Source organism: Psychrobacillus sp. BM2, from assembly GCF_048572895.1.
GTDB lineage: Bacteria > Bacillota > Bacilli > Bacillales_A > Planococcaceae > Psychrobacillus.
The window spans coordinates 960,401-976,364 of sequence record NZ_CP183878.1; the positions used below are offsets into that span (position 1 = coordinate 960,401).

General features: G+C 34.9%; 20 protein-coding genes and 1 pseudogene. 16 read left to right on the forward strand and 5 right to left on the reverse strand.

All coding sequences use genetic code 11. The annotated features are described in order from the left end of the window. The 4 genes from ACN6MX_RS04170 to ACN6MX_RS04185 all read left to right on the forward strand — a co-directional run bounded on the left by ACN6MX_RS04170 (position 1) and on the right by ACN6MX_RS04185 (position 3,631). Positions 1–807 carry an NAD kinase gene (locus ACN6MX_RS04170; protein WP_211893415.1) on the forward strand — a complete coding sequence of 269 codons (807 nt, stop codon included), beginning with the start codon at positions 1–3 and terminating at the stop codon, positions 805–807. Next, positions 804–1,715 carry an RluA family pseudouridine synthase gene (locus tag ACN6MX_RS04175; RefSeq protein ID WP_419961419.1) on the forward strand — a complete coding sequence of 304 codons (912 nt, stop codon included), beginning with the start codon at positions 804–806 and terminating at the stop codon, positions 1,713–1,715. The genes ACN6MX_RS04170 and ACN6MX_RS04175 overlap by 4 nt, the downstream gene beginning before the upstream one ends. Before the next feature lie 144 nt (positions 1,716–1,859). After that, positions 1,860–3,212: a magnesium transporter gene (gene mgtE, locus ACN6MX_RS04180; RefSeq protein WP_419962551.1), complete on the forward strand. Its 1,353-nt coding sequence runs from the start codon at positions 1,860–1,862 to the stop codon at positions 3,210–3,212. Positions 3,213–3,265: 53 nt separating this feature from the next. Then, positions 3,266–3,631 (forward strand): hypothetical protein, encoded by a 366-nt coding sequence (locus ACN6MX_RS04185; protein WP_419961420.1) that lies wholly within the window; start codon positions 3,266–3,268, stop codon positions 3,629–3,631. A gap of 12 nt (positions 3,632–3,643) precedes the next feature. Here the strand turns inward: ACN6MX_RS04185 and ACN6MX_RS04190 are convergent, their stop codons facing one another. Then, positions 3,644–3,847, reverse strand: a complete 204-nt coding sequence (locus ACN6MX_RS04190) for a hypothetical protein (protein ID WP_419961421.1) — start codon at positions 3,845–3,847, stop codon at positions 3,644–3,646. A 69-nt stretch (positions 3,848–3,916) separates the two neighbouring features. Then, positions 3,917–4,435 (reverse strand): CotY/CotZ family spore coat protein, encoded by a 519-nt coding sequence (locus ACN6MX_RS04195; RefSeq protein ID WP_419961422.1) that lies wholly within the window; start codon positions 4,433–4,435, stop codon positions 3,917–3,919. Between the two features lie 135 nt (positions 4,436–4,570). On the opposite strand from ACN6MX_RS04195, the gene ACN6MX_RS04200 reads away from it, so the two are divergent. The 11 genes and pseudogenes from ACN6MX_RS04200 (at position 4,571) to ACN6MX_RS04250 (ending at position 12,649) form a co-directional block, all read left to right on the forward strand. Beyond that, positions 4,571–4,963 (forward strand): hypothetical protein, encoded by a 393-nt coding sequence (locus ACN6MX_RS04200; protein ID WP_419961423.1) that lies wholly within the window; start codon positions 4,571–4,573, stop codon positions 4,961–4,963. Then, positions 4,963–5,418 carry a stage V sporulation protein AC gene (spoVAC, locus tag ACN6MX_RS04205; protein WP_419961424.1) on the forward strand — a complete coding sequence of 152 codons (456 nt, stop codon included), beginning with the start codon at positions 4,963–4,965 and terminating at the stop codon, positions 5,416–5,418. Before ACN6MX_RS04200 ends, spoVAC begins: the two co-directional genes overlap by 1 nt. Beyond that, positions 5,412–6,419 (forward strand): stage V sporulation protein AD, encoded by a 1,008-nt coding sequence (locus ACN6MX_RS04210; RefSeq protein WP_419961425.1) that lies wholly within the window; start codon positions 5,412–5,414, stop codon positions 6,417–6,419. Before spoVAC ends, ACN6MX_RS04210 begins: the two co-directional genes overlap by 7 nt. Before the next feature lies 1 nt (position 6,420). After that, positions 6,421–6,786, forward strand: coding sequence for a stage V sporulation protein AE (gene spoVAE / locus ACN6MX_RS04215; RefSeq protein ID WP_093494307.1), 366 nt, complete (start codon positions 6,421–6,423; stop codon positions 6,784–6,786). Positions 6,787–6,931: 145 nt separating this feature from the next. Further along, positions 6,932–7,009, forward strand: a pseudogene (locus ACN6MX_RS04220) (YjcZ family sporulation protein); the annotation flags it as partial. 30 nt (positions 7,010–7,039) lie between these two features. Then, positions 7,040–7,285, forward strand: a complete 246-nt coding sequence (locus tag ACN6MX_RS04225; RefSeq protein WP_419961426.1) for a stage VI sporulation protein F — start codon at positions 7,040–7,042, stop codon at positions 7,283–7,285. A gap of 92 nt (positions 7,286–7,377) precedes the next feature. Beyond that, complete coding sequence (locus tag ACN6MX_RS04230) at positions 7,378–7,677, forward strand: hypothetical protein (protein WP_419961427.1); 300 nt, start codon at positions 7,378–7,380, stop codon at positions 7,675–7,677. Between the two features lie 188 nt (positions 7,678–7,865). Further along, positions 7,866–8,345 carry a hypothetical protein gene (locus tag ACN6MX_RS04235; RefSeq protein WP_419961428.1) on the forward strand — a complete coding sequence of 160 codons (480 nt, stop codon included), beginning with the start codon at positions 7,866–7,868 and terminating at the stop codon, positions 8,343–8,345. A gap of 114 nt (positions 8,346–8,459) precedes the next feature. Continuing rightward, positions 8,460–10,343: a hypothetical protein gene (locus ACN6MX_RS04240; protein WP_419961429.1), complete on the forward strand. Its 1,884-nt coding sequence runs from the start codon at positions 8,460–8,462 to the stop codon at positions 10,341–10,343. Between the two features lie 28 nt (positions 10,344–10,371). Next, positions 10,372–11,049, forward strand: coding sequence for a DUF2642 domain-containing protein (locus ACN6MX_RS04245; RefSeq protein ID WP_419961430.1), 678 nt, complete (start codon positions 10,372–10,374; stop codon positions 11,047–11,049). Between the two features lie 241 nt (positions 11,050–11,290). Further along, positions 11,291–12,649 carry an arsenic transporter gene (locus tag ACN6MX_RS04250; protein WP_419961431.1) on the forward strand — a complete coding sequence of 453 codons (1,359 nt, stop codon included), beginning with the start codon at positions 11,291–11,293 and terminating at the stop codon, positions 12,647–12,649. 485 nt (positions 12,650–13,134) lie between these two features. Here the strand turns inward: ACN6MX_RS04250 and ACN6MX_RS04255 are convergent, their stop codons facing one another. Genes ACN6MX_RS04255 through ACN6MX_RS04265 form a run of 3 tightly spaced genes read right to left on the reverse strand, consistent with a single transcriptional unit; the run spans position 13,135 to position 14,866 of the window. Beyond that, the gene (locus ACN6MX_RS04255; RefSeq protein ID WP_419961432.1) at positions 13,135–13,566 is read right to left on the reverse strand and encodes a GNAT family N-acetyltransferase; all 432 of its coding nucleotides are present in this window, start codon (positions 13,564–13,566) and stop codon (positions 13,135–13,137) included. Between the two features lie 3 nt (positions 13,567–13,569). Next, a complete protein-coding gene (locus ACN6MX_RS04260; protein ID WP_419961433.1) occupies positions 13,570–14,085 on the reverse strand; it encodes a YjcG family protein in 516 nt (171 codons plus the stop codon). 58 nt (positions 14,086–14,143) lie between these two features. Continuing rightward, entirely contained in the window at positions 14,144–14,866 is a 723-nt protein-coding gene (locus ACN6MX_RS04265; RefSeq protein WP_419961434.1) for an alpha/beta hydrolase, read from the reverse strand. Between the two features lie 100 nt (positions 14,867–14,966). Between ACN6MX_RS04265 and ACN6MX_RS04270 the strand changes: the two genes are divergently transcribed. After that, on the forward strand, positions 14,967–15,551 hold the full coding sequence (locus tag ACN6MX_RS04270) for a phosphatidylglycerophosphatase A (RefSeq protein WP_419961435.1): 585 nt from the start codon (positions 14,967–14,969) through the stop codon (positions 15,549–15,551). Positions 15,552–15,964: the final 413 nt, after the last annotated feature.

Consider the following 15,964-nt stretch of genomic DNA (forward strand, 5'->3'; position numbering starts at 1 on the left):
ATGAAGTTTTTTATATTGTCTAGAAATGATGATTTATCCAATCAATTAATGGAAAGTGCAAAAACGTATCTAGTAGATTTTGGACTTATAATAGATGAAGAAAATCCGGATATTGTCCTATCCATTGGTGGGGACGGTACATTATTACATGCCTTTCATAAGTATAAACATTTAACCACTTCGGTTGCTTTTGTCGGGCTCCATACTGGGCATCTTGGGTTTTATGCGGATTGGAAACCGGAGGAAATTGAAAAGCTAGTCATCAGTATAGCAAAAAAAGAATTTGAAGTGATAGAATACCCTTTACTTGAGGTGACGATCAATTATAGACATGGTGAAGATAGTTCTGTTTATTTGGCATTAAATGAGTCCACAGTAAAATCACCGGACGTTACTTTGGTAATGGATGTGGAGCTGAACGGGGATCATTTTGAACGCTTCAGAGGAGATGGATTATGTATGTCCACTCCTTCGGGAAGTACAGCTTATAACAAAGCACTTGGAGGTGCGATTGTACATCCTTCTCTAGAAGCTATTCAACTTGCAGAAATTGCTTCTATTAATAATAGGGTTTTCCGTACAGTTGGTTCATCACTCGTCTTACCAAAACATCACTCTTGTTTACTAAAACCCGTGAAAGGACCCGACTTCATGGTAACGGTGGATCATCTTCAGTTATTACATAAAGATGTTCAATCCATTAAGTACCGAGTAGCAGATGAAAAAGTTCGTTTTGCTAGGTTCAGAGCATTTCCATTTTGGCATAGAGTACATTCATCCTTTATTGATAGTGATTTAGAAATATGAAGGGAGAGTTAATCCAACTAACATTTCAAATAAATGAATCGCAACAATTACTTAGAGATGCAATTCGACAATACGGTATTTCGAAAAAAGCATTGACTAGTATTAAATACGAAGGCGGTAAAATTACTGTCAACGGAGCAGAAAAGACAGTACGTCATATGTTAGAGATTGGTGATACGGTCCAGATTACATTTCCACCAGAGAGAAAAAGTGACGGACTAATCCCACAGCAAGTAGAGTTCCCTATTTTGATGGAGGATGATCATCTCCTCATTCTGACAAAGGCTGCTGGGGTTAGCACCATTCCTTCACGAGAGCATCCTACTGGGACACTGGCGAATTTTATAGCTGGATATATGGAAAAAAGCGGGTTGTCATCTACAGTGCATATAGTGACTAGGCTAGATAAGGACACCTCTGGTATTATTTGTGTAGCAAAGCATCGACACGCTCACCATTTATTAAGTGAAATGCAAAAGTTAGGACAAATTTCACGTACTTACGAAGCATTCGTTCATGGTCATATAGAGCAGGATGATTTTGTTATTGATGCTCCTATCGGTAGAAAAAATGGCAGTATTATTGAACGAGTTATCGATTCTGAAGGAAAACAGGCTAAAACTTCTGTTCAAGTATTGACTCGTTTTGAAAAACTTGGGGATAAGCTTTCGCATGTGCGATTACATTTACACACCGGTCGAACACATCAGATTCGAGTACATATGATGTCCATTGGTCATCCGTTAATCGGGGATGATTTATATGGTGGCGATTTACAGTTAATAGGTAGACAAGCACTTCATGCAAAAGAGCTTACCCTGATACATCCTTTTACAAAAGAGAATATTCATTTAGTTGCTCCTTTTCCGGAAGATATCAATGCACTGATTCCCACTATTTATTCCTAGACAGGAAGAATGGTGGGATTTCGTATTAAAAAAGTATTAAGTCAGATTATTTCCTAGGGAATATTTTTATTGCTTATTTAATACTTACTTCATACAATAAGTAAGGACAAACGCTGGAGAGGAGGAGGAAGTGTGAAAGATGAAATGACACAACAGCCTTTAGAGGAATCCGTTTTAATTGAGTTTTTATTAAATGATTCAATGGATAGTTTTAGAGAAGAATTTATGCAACTTCATCCATATGATCAATCCATATTTTTTGAGAAGGTGGAGCCTGATTTAAGGAAGAAAATCTATCATTACCTTTCTCCTAAAGAAATAGCTGAGTTATTTGAAGCGACGAAATTTGATGATGAACAATATGATTTATTTATGCAGGAAATGGATATTACTTACGCTGCCGATATGCTTTCTTTTATGTTTACTGATAATGCGGTAGATGTATTAAATGAGTTAGGGAAAGATCAAGTCGCAAGTTATTTAAGCATAATGGATAAAGAATCTGCACAAGAAATTAAGGATCTCTTACATTATGAGGAATATACCGCTGGTTCCATTATGACAACGGAATATGTGGCAATTCCTGAAAATTCAACATGCCGCTCGGCAATGACTATTTTACGCAGTGCTGCACCAGAAGCAGAGACCATCTATTATTTATTTGTTGTAGATGATCACCATAAACTTTCAGGTGTTATTTCACTTCGCGATCTTATCATTGCAGATGAAGATACGCTGATAAAAGATGTTATGAATGATCGGGTGGTCAGTGTTCTAGTGAGTGTTGACCAAGAAGAAGTAGCTCGAATGATTAAAGACTATGATTTTCTAGCCGTTCCGGTTGTAGATTTTAAAAATCATTTACTTGGAATTGTGACGGTCGATGATATTTTAGACGTATTAGACGAAGAAGCATCAGATGATTACTCGAAACTTGCAGGGGTTTCCAACATGGACACCTTCGATAAAGGCTCATTACAGGCTGCTAGAAAAAGATTGCCATGGCTCATTATTTTATTGTTCCTTGGAATGTTTACTGCAAATTTAATGAGTATTTTTGAGCAGACTTTAGATAAAGTTGCATTACTCGCTGTTTTTATTCCTTTAATTGCTGGTATGGCCGGTAATAGTGGTACACAAGCACTCGCTGTAGCTGTTCGGGGGATCGCCACTGGAGATATTGAAGAAGAAAGCAAGACCAAATTACTTTTTAGAGAAGCAGGCACTGGTCTTATAACAGGACTCATTTGTGGTTTACTAGTAGTGGGCGTAGTATATTTTTGGAAACATGATTTACTGATTGGCCTATTGGTAGGTTCATCTATTTTCGGATCTATTTTTATTGCTACATTAGGGGGATCTTTTATACCGTTATTGATTCATCGGATGAAAATAGACCCAGCAGTCGCATCGGGACCATTCATCACAACGGTCAATGATGTAGTGAGTATTTTAATTTACCTTGGACTGGCCACCATCTTTATCTCCTCTTTGTAGTTTGTATCATATTATTTGATAGTTGCATAAAGTAAAGGAAAAAGGATGTGCTAATGAACTCATTTAATGATCCTTTAATCTTTATAAAAGGTCCTCCTGTCTTTCATCTACCACCAACTGAACGTATTGAAGCTCCTTTAGAATTACAAGATGAAAGTACATCGATTTATGAAATACAAAAAAGTTACTCTGTGAAGACACTAGCGATTATAGATAAATTGAACTTTTTAGCAAAACCATTTCAGCGAAAAGTGTACCGACCATTAATCTTTCATCTAAAAGATGGAGTATCTGTGCAAGGTGAAGTGGAGAAAGTGGAAGAAGATGCCGTTACTTTACTCGTAGGTACAGAAGAACTGTTAACGTATCCCGTGGAAGAAATCGAAAAAATTGTTTGGCGTGGGAGTATATTGAACTAAATGTGAGCTATCCTATTGTAGGATAGCTTTTTTTGTTGACGGGAACGAAAAATTTATTGGGAATATTATCCACACCGCAAGTAAAAGACAATTGATTGCAAGTAAATGTAGAATTAGAGCAAGTAAATCATTCATGACCGCAAGTAAGCCAGAGATGGAAGCAAGTATACGATAGGTGAGCGCAAGTAAAGATAAAAATAGAGTCCAATCATTCATTAGTTTTCACCAATAAAAAAACCGCTCGGGTTCTGCCCGAACGGAATAGACACTACAAAGATGAAACGATCAGTCACATACACCTAAAAATACATCGGCGATACATTCAATTGCACAGAAACAATCCAAGTCTACAGTAACACAGCTACCAGTCGATCTGAAATTACGAACTTTACAAAGTTTTCTTAAATCGATTTTTGTTCCACACTCGTTCAATAAATCTACTTCATGACGTTCTCTATCAAGTGGCTCTAATACTCGTAAAGTTGCACAGCATCCGTCAAAAATATCTTCTACACGGAAGAAAACAGAAATGCAATCACAATCATGTCTATCATTATCACGGAAAAATGCTTTAAATGGATCTCCGTCTTTTGTTAATAACATAAACACACGAGTGTCAGCTTGACGTCGAGCAGCAGGGCTAACAAGACCTCCAAGTGGTTCTAGAAAACAATTTGTCGGACATTGTGGGCATTCATCGTTTGTTGCTTGATCTTGAATGTCTTTAATTGCACGGACAACATCACAAACACAATTTCTAGATCGTTTTTCTTCAGTAACATCACCTATATTTCCACAACCCATTAATTTCACCTCCTCTTCATCTCTTACTAACGTATGTGGGAAGTTCATCTTGATAAGGGCAAATATCTCGTAACCCAACCGCATATTTCACCTAACAGCGTGCATACTAACACGAAAAAGGAGTAACTGAATCGTATGAAAAAAAGCGTAATTGTTTTTCTAATGGTTTTATTGTTGGGTGCATGTTCGAGCGAGAATGAAAAAGTAATATTTCCAACAGATAATTCCACTTCACTAAAGCCGATTCTGCAAAAACAAGACTCAATTCACGGGTACAAAGGTGTGATGAACGAGGAAGATATTTTAGTGGCCATTCATATAAACCGATTTGATCGTTTTAATAAAACAAAAATTGAAAAGAAAATTACAAAACAAATTGAAAAACAATTTCCAGAAAAACAAGTATTAGTTTCAGGCGACAAAAAAATTATGTGGGAAGTAGAAACCATCATAGAGAAGAAGCAGAAAGAGGAAGATCTTAAAAAGTCTATAAAAAAAATAAAATCATTATCAAAGGAAGAGACGTAATGGACCAACAACAATTTCAAAAAATAGTAGATGAAAAAAATCCTAAGGTGCCATATTTCATGAATATATTAAAAGCATTTATCGTTGGGGGAATAATTTGTACTATTGGACAACTAATCACTTTTTTTTATATGCGGTTTTTCCCTTTTACAGAAGGAACTGCTTCTAATCCAACTGTAGCTACGTTAGTATTTATCGCGATGATTCTAACTGGAACTGGCTTATACAAAAAAATAGCGCAGATTGGAGGTGCTGGTTCGGCAGTGCCTGTTACAGGATTTGGTAACGCAGTAATATCAGCCGCTATAGAGCATAAATCGGAAGGGTATGTATTAGGCGTTGGAGGCAATATGTTCAAGCTTGCCGGATCGGTTATATTATTCGGTGTTTTATCTGCATTTGTCGTTGCTCTCATTAAAACAATATTAGTGAATTTAGGTGTGGTCTCATGGTAAATAAATTTGGAACTCTTCAGTTTACACATAAAGTCTGTATAGCTAATACGGGAATAGTCGTGGGACCAGTAGAAAAAGATAGTACTTTTGCTGATTCCTTTGATGAGGTTCTTTCATTAGAAACAGAAAAAGGCGAAACGAATGAGCAGGCAAATTCCCGTATGATTGAAAAAGCATGTCAATGGGCTGTTAAAAAAGCACATACACAGATAGACAAAGTGGATGTTCTAATAGGAGGCGACCTTATCAATCAACTATCACCGACTAACTTTGCGGCACGAAGCTTAGCTATCCCATTTTTAGGTGTTTTTTCTGCATGTGCTAGTTCAATGGAATCCGTTATTCTCGGTAGTCTTTTAGTCGATTCGGGAAATGCACAAACAGTACTTGCTGGAGCTTCTAGTCATCATCAAGCAGTAGAGCGACAATTTAGATATCCGCTTGAATATGGGACACAAAAACCTAAAACAGCCCAATGGACCGTGACTGGAGCAGGTTTTGCATTGTTAGAAAAAGATATAAAAAATGCTCCAGTCGTGACTCATGCCACAATCGGTAGAGTAGTGGACAGTTGTCAGACAAATCCATTACATATGGGTGCTGCAATGGCATCAGCTGCGAGGGATACAATTGAGCGGCATTTAACGAATACGAATAGTAAAATGGCAGACTTCGATGTTATCATGACAGGTGATTTAGGGAATATTGGAATTTCTATATTAAAGGAAATGTTTGAGGATGAAAATACTGGAGTTGTCTTACAAGATGCTGGAGCTCAGTTCTATGGAAATGATACCTTTTTCAATGCAGGTGCTAGTGGGGCGGGATGCTCGGCAACTGTTTTCTTTGGTCAAATATATGAACAGTTAAAAAAAGGCTTTTTTAAACGAGTTTTGCTAGTAGCTACAGGGGCATTACTGTCTCCTTTAACATTTCAACAAGGGGAAACAATTCCTTGTATTGCACATGCCATTGAATGCCGTATGGAAAAGAGGAGTTAACATGATTTCATCATTAGTGACAGCATTTGTTGTCGGCGGATTAATATGTGTCATTGGTCAAATCTTCATGGATGTATTTAAACTAACACCTGCACATACATTAAGTACATTAGTTGTATTAGGTTCCATATTAGATGGTTTCGGTCTCTATGAGCCATTGATTGACTTTGCTGGAGCAGGGGCTACTGTTCCCATTACTTCCTTTGGTAACTCTTTGACACACGGTGCATTAGCAGAGGCCGAGAAGCATGGACTAATCGGTGTTTTGACTGGAATGTTTGAAGTAACAAGCTCTGGTATAAGTGCTGCTATTTTGTTTGGCGTAATTGGTGCATTCATTTTTCAAAAACGGAAAACAACGTACTAGTTGAATCGCCCTTTTTTCCATTCTCCTCTTGCATACAATAAGTTGAAGAGGAGAGGAGGGAAAGAGTATGTATGGCTACTGTGGCGGAGGTTATCCAGGATATTGCGGTGGAAACGAGTACGGAGGAAACGAGTACGGAGGTAATAGAAGTTCTACATTTGTACTGATCGTAGTATTATTTATATTATTAATCATTGTTGGTAGAAGCTTTCTCCCTTATTAATAAATATTAAAAATGTGAGGGGGAAAAGTTATGCAAAATTCATTTTTTAAATCAATTGAAAATAAAACAGGTGTATCAATGGATGAACTATTTACGCTTGCCAATGCCATCTCATATGCTGATTTTACGGATGAAAAACAGGTTCGTAAAATTGTACGTAAAGTTGGCAAGTTAGCAAATAAGCCTGTTTCTCAACAATTAGAAGATGAACTGACTCGTTCTATTTTACAGAGCGGTAGTTCATTAAGTATGGCAGATATTCAAAAATTATTGTAATTCATTAAAATCATTATAATTTTAATAAAAAGGTTTATGAATTAATAGGATGGGGTAAAGCATAATAGAATAATAACGTGGGGGTGGAGAAAATGGGATATATTCTTCCAATGCAACCGATTCAATCGCAAGTTTATGCTAATCGAATGATTGGGAATGATCATAATTTTGCTTATATTGATAATATCCAACATGTGAAATTTAAATCTGGTTTTGATGATCACTTAGAAGAGCAAGAACAACTTCTTGAAGAAGAAGAGCAGTTATTGGAACTAGAAAGACCATCAATCCAACCTTTATTTAAAGGCTTTATTCATCCAAATCCAGTAAACTTATCTCCAAAAATTGCGGAAATAAGTGGCAAAGGAAACAGTGTTAATTTGTACGTATAGTTTCTGCAGTTTTAAAAATCGCTTATCGGATTTCAAACCGGTAAGCGATTTTTTCATTATGTAATTCTGTTTTAGAAAATAATTTTTTTAGTGCTTGAACTATTATGAATACATGGGCGTTTGACCACTACTCGGCCAACCTAGGAAACATATAGATATTAAGATACTAAAAAGGGAGGTTAGAAAGAATGAATAAAAAGATGATACTTTCACTAGTAGATAAAGTGGTTAAAGTAGATAGAGGTGGCCCTGAATCGCGCGTTGGTATGCTTTTAGCAGCAAAAGATGATCACTTTACATTGCTCACAGAAGACGATGGCATTATTTATTATAATACACAGCATATTAAGAGCATCACGTATAATTCAAAAAACCAGGTGGATTTCAATCTTGAAGTACCTGAAGATTTTGAGTATATACAAGTGGATGACTTTAGAAGTGTTTTAGAGAAATTATCACTACATTGGGTAAAAATCAATCGCGGTGGACCAGAAACGCTGGAAGGTGTAATGGATGTTGTTACAGATGATTTTGTAACAATTGTAGCGAACGAAGAAATTATTCGTGTTGCTTTGTTCCATATTCGTAATATTAGCTATGGTGTAAAGGTTCAAAAAACAAAAGAAGATAAAGATAATAATGAAAATGAAAATAAAGATAAAAAATAAAAAATCACAAAAATAAAAAGATGAATGTAAAGATTGTTAGTTAATATTAGATGATCAATTCGTCGCTTTGATGGATAGGAGCGACGAATATTCTATGAAGGAGGCGCCCTTAAATTGCAAGTTAAAAACTTTGAAAATGTATTAAGCGCCAATAAAAACAGGGGAATAGGGTTGCATTTAAATAATAATCAATTTGTAGATGGAATCTTATTAGATGTAAAAAAAGATCATGTTGTTTTAAAGGTGAACCAAAACGTAGTATATTTCGCAATCCACCAGATTCAAGCACTGTCGAAGAGTGCTAAGTATTATCATGCAACAATTGAAACGAGCCCTTATCTTAATAGAAGTGATTTAACCGATGTGTTAATTGCTTTAAGATACCACTGGATCACCGTGAATGATTTTGGAAACCACATCTTAAGCGGTGTATTAAATAGCATATTTGAGGATCACATTATTCTTATAAATAATAAAGAACTACTCTATATACCAACATTAAATATCACTAATATCTCTAGTGATATATCGAAAAATGATCTCACCTTTTTAAATAAGAGGGAACAAATTAATATTCAAAATTTATATAAAACAAATATAAGCAAAGGACTTATGGAAGTTAAAAAGAGTTATCCAATTAACGATCAAGAAAGTACTATTCCAGATATCAGTATTCTAGTAAATAATGAATTCAAAGAATCAGCAATCATTGAAAAAGTAGTAGAGAGTATTTCGATAAGCAGTGAAGAAGAAATAGTTCCAAAGGCAGATAACCTAGTGAATGATGAATTTAAAGAATCAGCAAACATTGAAAAAGTAGTAGAGAGTATTTCGATAAGCATTGAAGAAGAAGTAATTCCAAACACAGTTAGGCAAATGAATGATGAATTCGAAGAAGCAATATACATTGAAAAAGTAAAAAATATTTCGATAAGCATTGAGGAAGAAGTTATTTCAAACACGGTTAACCTAGTAGATGATGGATTCAAAGAATCAGCATTCATTGAAAAATTAGAAGAAAGCATTACGGTAAGCAGTGAGGAAGAGGTTACTCCAAATGCGGAGAACCTAGTGAATGACGAATTCGAAGTAGTAGCATTTATTGAAGAAGTAGAAGCAAGCATTTCGCAAAGCGGTGAGGAAGAAGTAATTCCAAACGCGGAGAACCTAGTGGATGCTGAATTGGAAGTACCAACAGATAATGAGAAATCAGAAAATAATGGAACAACTATTATAGAAGAGCAATTAGATAAAGTAATAAAGATGGGATATGTTGATCCAGCTACTGAGGATTTAGTAGAACTAGGTTTAAATCAAGTAGGGACCCAAGAATTTGAAGAAAATGATGAAGCCAATACGGTTAAATCGAATCTTAAAGAAACGTATAAAAGAAATAGTTTAATTGAAGACGAACCAGAGATCTATTCATTAAAACGTTCAAAGCAAAAGAGTGCACCTTTAACCGCATGGAGTGCCATGAATACCGATCAATCTACTATTGCTATTCAGAAGAAAACAAAATCCCAAAGTGAAGTTCCTGTGGAAAGTATAACGGTAAAACAAAACTTGGATCTGAACAACTCAAAGCATGTTGTTAATCATACTAACGAGAAACGGAAAAGTGAAGAAGAAATTGTAGTATTAGATGAAAAACCTAAGCCTGCTGAAAAAAAAAACCAGTCAACTGTTGTAAATGCAATTAGCGAAAAAGAGAGAAATAAGATGTTAGAGAATCAGTATTATGCGTTGATGAATTATGCGACTAAACAAATTACTAATTCGATTAAATCCGAACAAGAAGGTGGCAAGTCATATTTTCATCCAAGTTATAACTTAGAATTTTATAATCTAGATGAAAATAGGGCTGGTGTCAAAAGTTTTGGAACTAGTGAAACAAATTCCAGTTCTCCAAGAGAAGAAAAAAATGCATTGGAAAAGCAATTTATTTCTTTAATGAGACATGCCACAAAAATGTATCGTAAATTAAGAGAGTATTAATTAAAAGAAAGTAAAAGGAGATGTGACCTTGAATAAAATTATTCAAAGTCTAATCAAGGAAATTATACAAATAGAGGTTTCTGGAAAGAGATTAATAAAAGGTACAGTAATCGATCTAGGAACCGACATAATTGTACTTTTTAATGGAGCAGATTATGTGTACATCCCTTTCTATCATATTCAAAATATAAGTGTTATTCAGAAGGATGAATTCGATATAATAGATGATCCTACCGAGTTACCTGGCATTAATAACGGTGAAAACAAAGGGGATTTATCATTAGAAGATACTCTCAGTCTAGCAAAAGGAAAGAATGTTGAAATTTATATAATTAATGATCAGTTACTGCATGGTTGTATTACGCAGATCAAGGATGACTATTTTGAATTTTATTCGCCCATTTATAAAACCATGTATATTTCTATTAATCATTTGAAATGGTTAATACCTTTTTCTTCAAATGAAAGTCTTTATGAGCCGGTTGTGAATAACTCCATGAAGACTAATCAGGAAATACTACCTAGCACATTCGAAGTTCAAGTAGCAAAATTCAAAGATAAAATAGTCGTCTTGAATATTGGAGGAAATAGAAGTCATATTGGCAAAATAAAAAATGTGGAAGTACAAATCGTAGAACTGGAAAGAGCAAGAAAAGCTCCGATTTATCTAAATATTGATCATATAAAAACGTTGCACGAAGTGTAAGTAATGAGTTTTAACTATTGGCATAATTTAATATTTAGAATTGAAATTATATATACAAAAAATTAGAAGCATGAAATATTTCATGCTTCTTGAAAATGTAAATACATAAATGATTTGCTTATCTCCTGTTAAAGTAATTAATATTGAATGATATGGACATACACCTCGATTTTTATGAGGGTAGGAGAATATACATACAAGGAGACGAAAAATATAAAAAAGGAGAGGAAATGGTATATGTATGAGTTTTCAGATTGGAGTCGCCAGTTTGGTGTTCCTATGTACAATGATTGTCATTTTTTGGAGACCTAGAGGACTGAATGAGGCTTGGCCAGCGTCCATTGGAGCAGCGATTATTTTACTAGCTGGGATTGTATCAAGAGCAGACATTGTGGATATCATTAGTAAAATTGGTGGGGCATCTATCACCATTATGGCAACGATTGTAATGGCTGTAATATTAGAAAGTTTCGGTTTCTTCAACTGGGCAGCTGCAAGACTTGCAAATTTTGCGAAAGGATCTGGTCACCGACTTTATTGGTATATCCAGTTACTATGTTTTTTAATGACACTATTATTTAATAACGACGGGAGTATTTTAATAACAACCCCTATATTAATCCTGCTTCTTAAGAACCTACGATTAAAACCACATCAACAAATTCCTTATCTATTAAGTGGCGCGCTTATTGCAACGGCTTCAAGTGCTCCAATTGGAGTAAGTAATATTGTTAACTTAATCGCATTAAAAATCGTCCATATGTCCCTTTGGATGCATACTGCAATGATGTTTGTCCCCGCTACATTAGGACTATTGTTTATGTCATACTTGATGTACATCGTAGTTAAGAAAAAACTACCAATAACATTGCCGGATTCAGCAATTGATATAGAAGAATCCTTTTTTACAAAAAAATTTCATCCTTTAAAAACGAAAATTTCTATAGAATCTAAACAAAAACGAACTAAATTTATGTTAAAGGTATTGTTGTTTGTCTTCGTCATGCGTTGTCTACTTTTCGTTGCATCCTATATAAATGTACCAATTGAAATGGTCGCAGTTTTAGGGTCAGTGGTCCTTCTTATATGGAGATGGTATCATTTACGCACTAACCCAGTGGATATCCTGAAAAAGACACCTTGGCACATTTTAATTTTTGCCTTCTCGATGTATGTAATAATATATGGCTTGAATAATGTGGGACTTACAGCTTTGCTGGTACAATGGTTTGAACCAATTGTAAATCAAGGTTTATTGCAAGCAAGTTTTATTATGGGAGGATTGGTATCAGTACTTTCTAATATCTTTAATAACCATCCAGCATTGATGATTGGAACAATCACTTTAACAGAAATGGGGTTAGATCCAGTCACATTGAAAACCATTTATCTGGCTAATATTATTGGTAGTGATATGGGTTCATTACTGTTACCTATTGGTACACTTGCTTCCCTGATTTGGATGCATATTCTAAGGAAAAGTAAGATAAAAATCACATGGAAAGATTATTTAAGTGTTACGTTGATTGTCATACCAATAACAACTATTGTAACGCTGACATTGTTATACTTTTGGGTTCAAATAATTTTTGCAAATTAAATGAAATGGATATTTTTTTATATAGATTGGAGTTGCAGGGAATATTAAAAAAGATGATTTCCTGCAATTTTCCAATGAAAAAAGTATTTTAGAATGACTAAAAGAATCCATCATTAAACAAGCTCATTCCCAACTGGAAATAATAAAAGGTTGGGATATAAGATGTAATTAATAGGATTCTTATAAAAAAAATATTGGCATAATTTACTTCAACTTATATAGTTTGAATACTTCTGCAGCTATTGGAATAGTAGCAAATCTTAAGAATCCAAATTAAAATCAGTTGGTATATGGTGTCAGATGTATCAATTTAATACAAGATGATGATCCTTCTGTTTCATAAGTTTAGGGAATTCAATCTTTTCGTTCTTAGTATTTATATGTTAGCAAAGTGGATAATGATACAAAATTATTCGAATTTCCAATTAAAGATGATTTCAAAGAAAATGGGATGATTTCAAAGCAAATCATCCCATCCAAGTATTTTATTTAATTTGTTTCTCCATTGCACGGTGAGGAATTCCAGCCTCTAGAAACTCAGGTGAGCTTATCGTATAATTTCTTTTTTCATAAAAAAGAATAGCTTGACTTTGGGCATTTAGTTTTAACTTGTTAATTCCAGAAGAAATCGAGTAGTCCTCCATGCATTGCATCATGAGATTTCCTAAGTTCTTTCCACGATAACCTGGAAGAATGCAAACACGTTCTACTTTTCCTATGCCTGGCTCAATTACTCTGATTCGACCTGCACCAAAAGGTGTGTCTCCATCGTATGCTACAAAATGTACTGCTTCTGCATCAAACTCATCGAGTTCTAGGTGAAGTGGAACATCCTGCTCCTCTACGAAAACTTTTCTTCTAATTTTAATTGCGTCTTCATTTTCTTTTTCAGTTTCAACTTTCTTTGCGTACACCAATACTTACTCAGCTCCAGACAATCTAAATGTTTCGTACACGGTCCATGATCCATCTTCAAGTTGGTATAGAAGATGAAGACGATCGATTTCTTCCTCAAACTCTGCACCGATCATTTTTAATTGAGGGAGAATATCATCATGTTCACTTGCATTCATCTTTTGAGCGATAGTAATATGAGGAACAAAGGAGTAACTTTCCTCCTCATTATATTGAATAGCATTTAACTCTTCATGCAGTTTAACTAGTTCAGCTGTTGGCTGCACTTTAAAGTATATTGCATTAGTAACAGGAGCAAATGAACTAACCTTCTCAGTTTTTAATGTAAATGGCTTGTGATTTTTTACTACTTCAGAAACCTTTTCAGCAATTGATTTAATTTCATTTTCATCTGCTTCAAATACTCCTTTAACTGTCATATGTGGAGTAATTAAAGCGTAGTGAGGATCATAACGCTTTCTATAGGAGTTGGCGAAGTCCTGTACCTTTTTAGATGGAAAAGCAACAATTCCGTATTTCATTTTCATTACCTCCTCGAATTTTTATACAAATCTCATTACTATTATAACAAATATTTCTCTATAGGCTAAAATTTTGTAAGAGGGATCTTTTTATATCTGGTTGCCAAAGCTTCCAAGTATGGTTTCCTTTTAATTCGTCATAAAAGGTCAAAAATCCTTTATTTATTATTAAATTGTGTAAAGCTCTGTTTGGAGTGATAAAATCCGTTAATAAACCATCACCTGTTTTAACTGCTGTTTCTTCAGTTCCAATCACATGGTAAAGAGAAAATGCATGAACATCTTCGTGGTTTTTCACTTTTTCTAAAACTGCATCATTAATGAGTGGGGAGTGCATAATCACTCTTCCAAAAGTATTTGGATAAGCTAAAGCTGTCATAAGTGAAACTGTCGCAGCTAAGGAATCACCAATAAGTGACCTTCCCATACCAACCTGATATGTAGGATAGTTTTCATCTATATAAGGAACTAATTCCTGAGCTAAAAATCGAATATACGAGGCATGCTGAGAACCATCTGGATGGTATTTGTCTCTTCGATCTTTTACGTTTTTATAAGGTACTCCAACAATGATTATGTTCTCAATTGCTTCTTCCTCATATAACTCATCAGCAACCCGAGAAATTCTACCTAGTTGAAAATAGTCTTTTCCATCGGATGCGATTAGAACAGAATATTTATATAGGGGAGAATAATTTGGTGGCAAGTAAATAAGTAGTTGCATTTCTTCCTGTAAAGCCTCGCTAAAAAGCGTTATATCTTGTATAGACCCTTTGTTCATAAGTTCCTCCTAATGTCATTCATGTAGTACAGAAATTGTATCATATACTAGCAGAGAGGTATAATAAACCAAACACTAAAACAACAAAGGGGATACTAATATGGATAGACAGACATCTAGAGTTCATTCACGTGAAGTGGAGCAGGCTACAAAGGATGCGTTAAAAAGACGCGGAGTTACTATTGAAGAAATTGCAAAGATCGTATTTGAGATGCAGTTTCCTTACAACAAAGGGCTTACTATAGAGCATTGTGTAGAATCTGTAAAAAGCGTTTTGAAAAAAAGAGAAATGCAACATGCCATATTAGTTGGTATCGAATTAGATGAGTTGGCAGAGAAAAAAATGCTATCTGCACCCCTACAACAAATAGTAGAAGCGGATGAAGGTTTGTTTGGGGTAGACGAAACGATTGCACTAGGAGCGGTATTTACTTACGGAAGTATTGCAGTAACTACGTTTGGTCATTTAGATAAAAATAAAATTGGACTTATATCAAAATTAGATACAAAGGTCGGCGGAGCTGTTCATACATTTCTAGATGATTTAGTGGCAAGCATCGCTTCGAGTGCAGCGTCGCGTTTAGCACATCGTACAAGAGATTTAGAAGAACAAAATGAAACATTTGCGGATATTCCACCAGAAGAAACAGTACCTGAAGCTAAAGTTAAAGGTGCTAGAACTTAAAACTGCGCAGCCACTTAAGTGAGTAGTTATTATTCAAAAACCTTAGAGCAAATAAATCTGTTTGGACCGAAGCAAACAATAGGTGAAAGTTTAAAGATAAATAGGGTCATTTCAATCATCTTTATTAAAAGCATTTCTCGTTGTTTTCATATATTAGTCAAAGAGTATACGAAATAAAGTTGAGGGTATTTATCGTTTTGAGTAGCTGGAGCGACCGAAATTGTATCTTCGGACGCTTCTTGTATGAATAAGAAAGCATCTTTTCTTTAGTTACACAAAAAGAATTGACTGTACTTAATTTTTTTCTTGCAGTTGTAGAAGAGCTATGGACAGGCATTTGCCACAAGATTAACGATAAAAAGAGAGGTTGGTCGTGACTTAAGTCATGACCAACCTCACAGGTATCCTTCGGT

Coding starts and splice junctions, on each gene's coding strand:
- ACN6MX_RS04185 (WP_419961420.1), top strand. CDS start 3,266: ATGAACTCATTTAATGATCCTTTAATCTTTATAAAAGGTCCTCCTGTC.
- spoVAC (WP_419961424.1), top strand. CDS start 4,963: ATGGACCAACAACAATTTCAAAAAATAGTAGATGAAAAAAATCCTAAG.
- spoVAE (WP_093494307.1), top strand. CDS start 6,421: ATGATTTCATCATTAGTGACAGCATTTGTTGTCGGCGGATTAATATGT.
- ACN6MX_RS04200 (WP_419961423.1), top strand. CDS start 4,571: ATGAAAAAAAGCGTAATTGTTTTTCTAATGGTTTTATTGTTGGGTGCA.
- ACN6MX_RS04195 (WP_419961422.1), bottom strand. CDS start 4,435: ATGGGTTGTGGAAATATAGGTGATGTTACTGAAGAAAAACGATCTAGA.
- ACN6MX_RS04250 (WP_419961431.1), top strand. CDS start 11,291: ATGAGTTTTCAGATTGGAGTCGCCAGTTTGGTGTTCCTATGTACAATG.
- ACN6MX_RS04225 (WP_419961426.1), top strand. CDS start 7,040: ATGCAAAATTCATTTTTTAAATCAATTGAAAATAAAACAGGTGTATCA.
- ACN6MX_RS04210 (WP_419961425.1), top strand. CDS start 5,412: ATGGTAAATAAATTTGGAACTCTTCAGTTTACACATAAAGTCTGTATA.
- ACN6MX_RS04230 (WP_419961427.1), top strand. CDS start 7,378: ATGGGATATATTCTTCCAATGCAACCGATTCAATCGCAAGTTTATGCT.
- ACN6MX_RS04190 (WP_419961421.1), bottom strand. CDS start 3,847: ATGAATGATTGGACTCTATTTTTATCTTTACTTGCGCTCACCTATCGT.
- ACN6MX_RS04260 (WP_419961433.1), bottom strand. CDS start 14,085: ATGAAATACGGAATTGTTGCTTTTCCATCTAAAAAGGTACAGGACTTC.
- ACN6MX_RS04265 (WP_419961434.1), bottom strand. CDS start 14,866: ATGAACAAAGGGTCTATACAAGATATAACGCTTTTTAGCGAGGCTTTA.
- ACN6MX_RS04170 (WP_211893415.1), top strand. CDS start 1: ATGAAGTTTTTTATATTGTCTAGAAATGATGATTTATCCAATCAATTA.
- ACN6MX_RS04175 (WP_419961419.1), top strand. CDS start 804: ATGAAGGGAGAGTTAATCCAACTAACATTTCAAATAAATGAATCGCAA.
- ACN6MX_RS04235 (WP_419961428.1), top strand. CDS start 7,866: ATGAATAAAAAGATGATACTTTCACTAGTAGATAAAGTGGTTAAAGTA.
- mgtE (WP_419962551.1), top strand. CDS start 1,860: ATGACACAACAGCCTTTAGAGGAATCCGTTTTAATTGAGTTTTTATTA.
- ACN6MX_RS04270 (WP_419961435.1), top strand. CDS start 14,967: ATGGATAGACAGACATCTAGAGTTCATTCACGTGAAGTGGAGCAGGCT.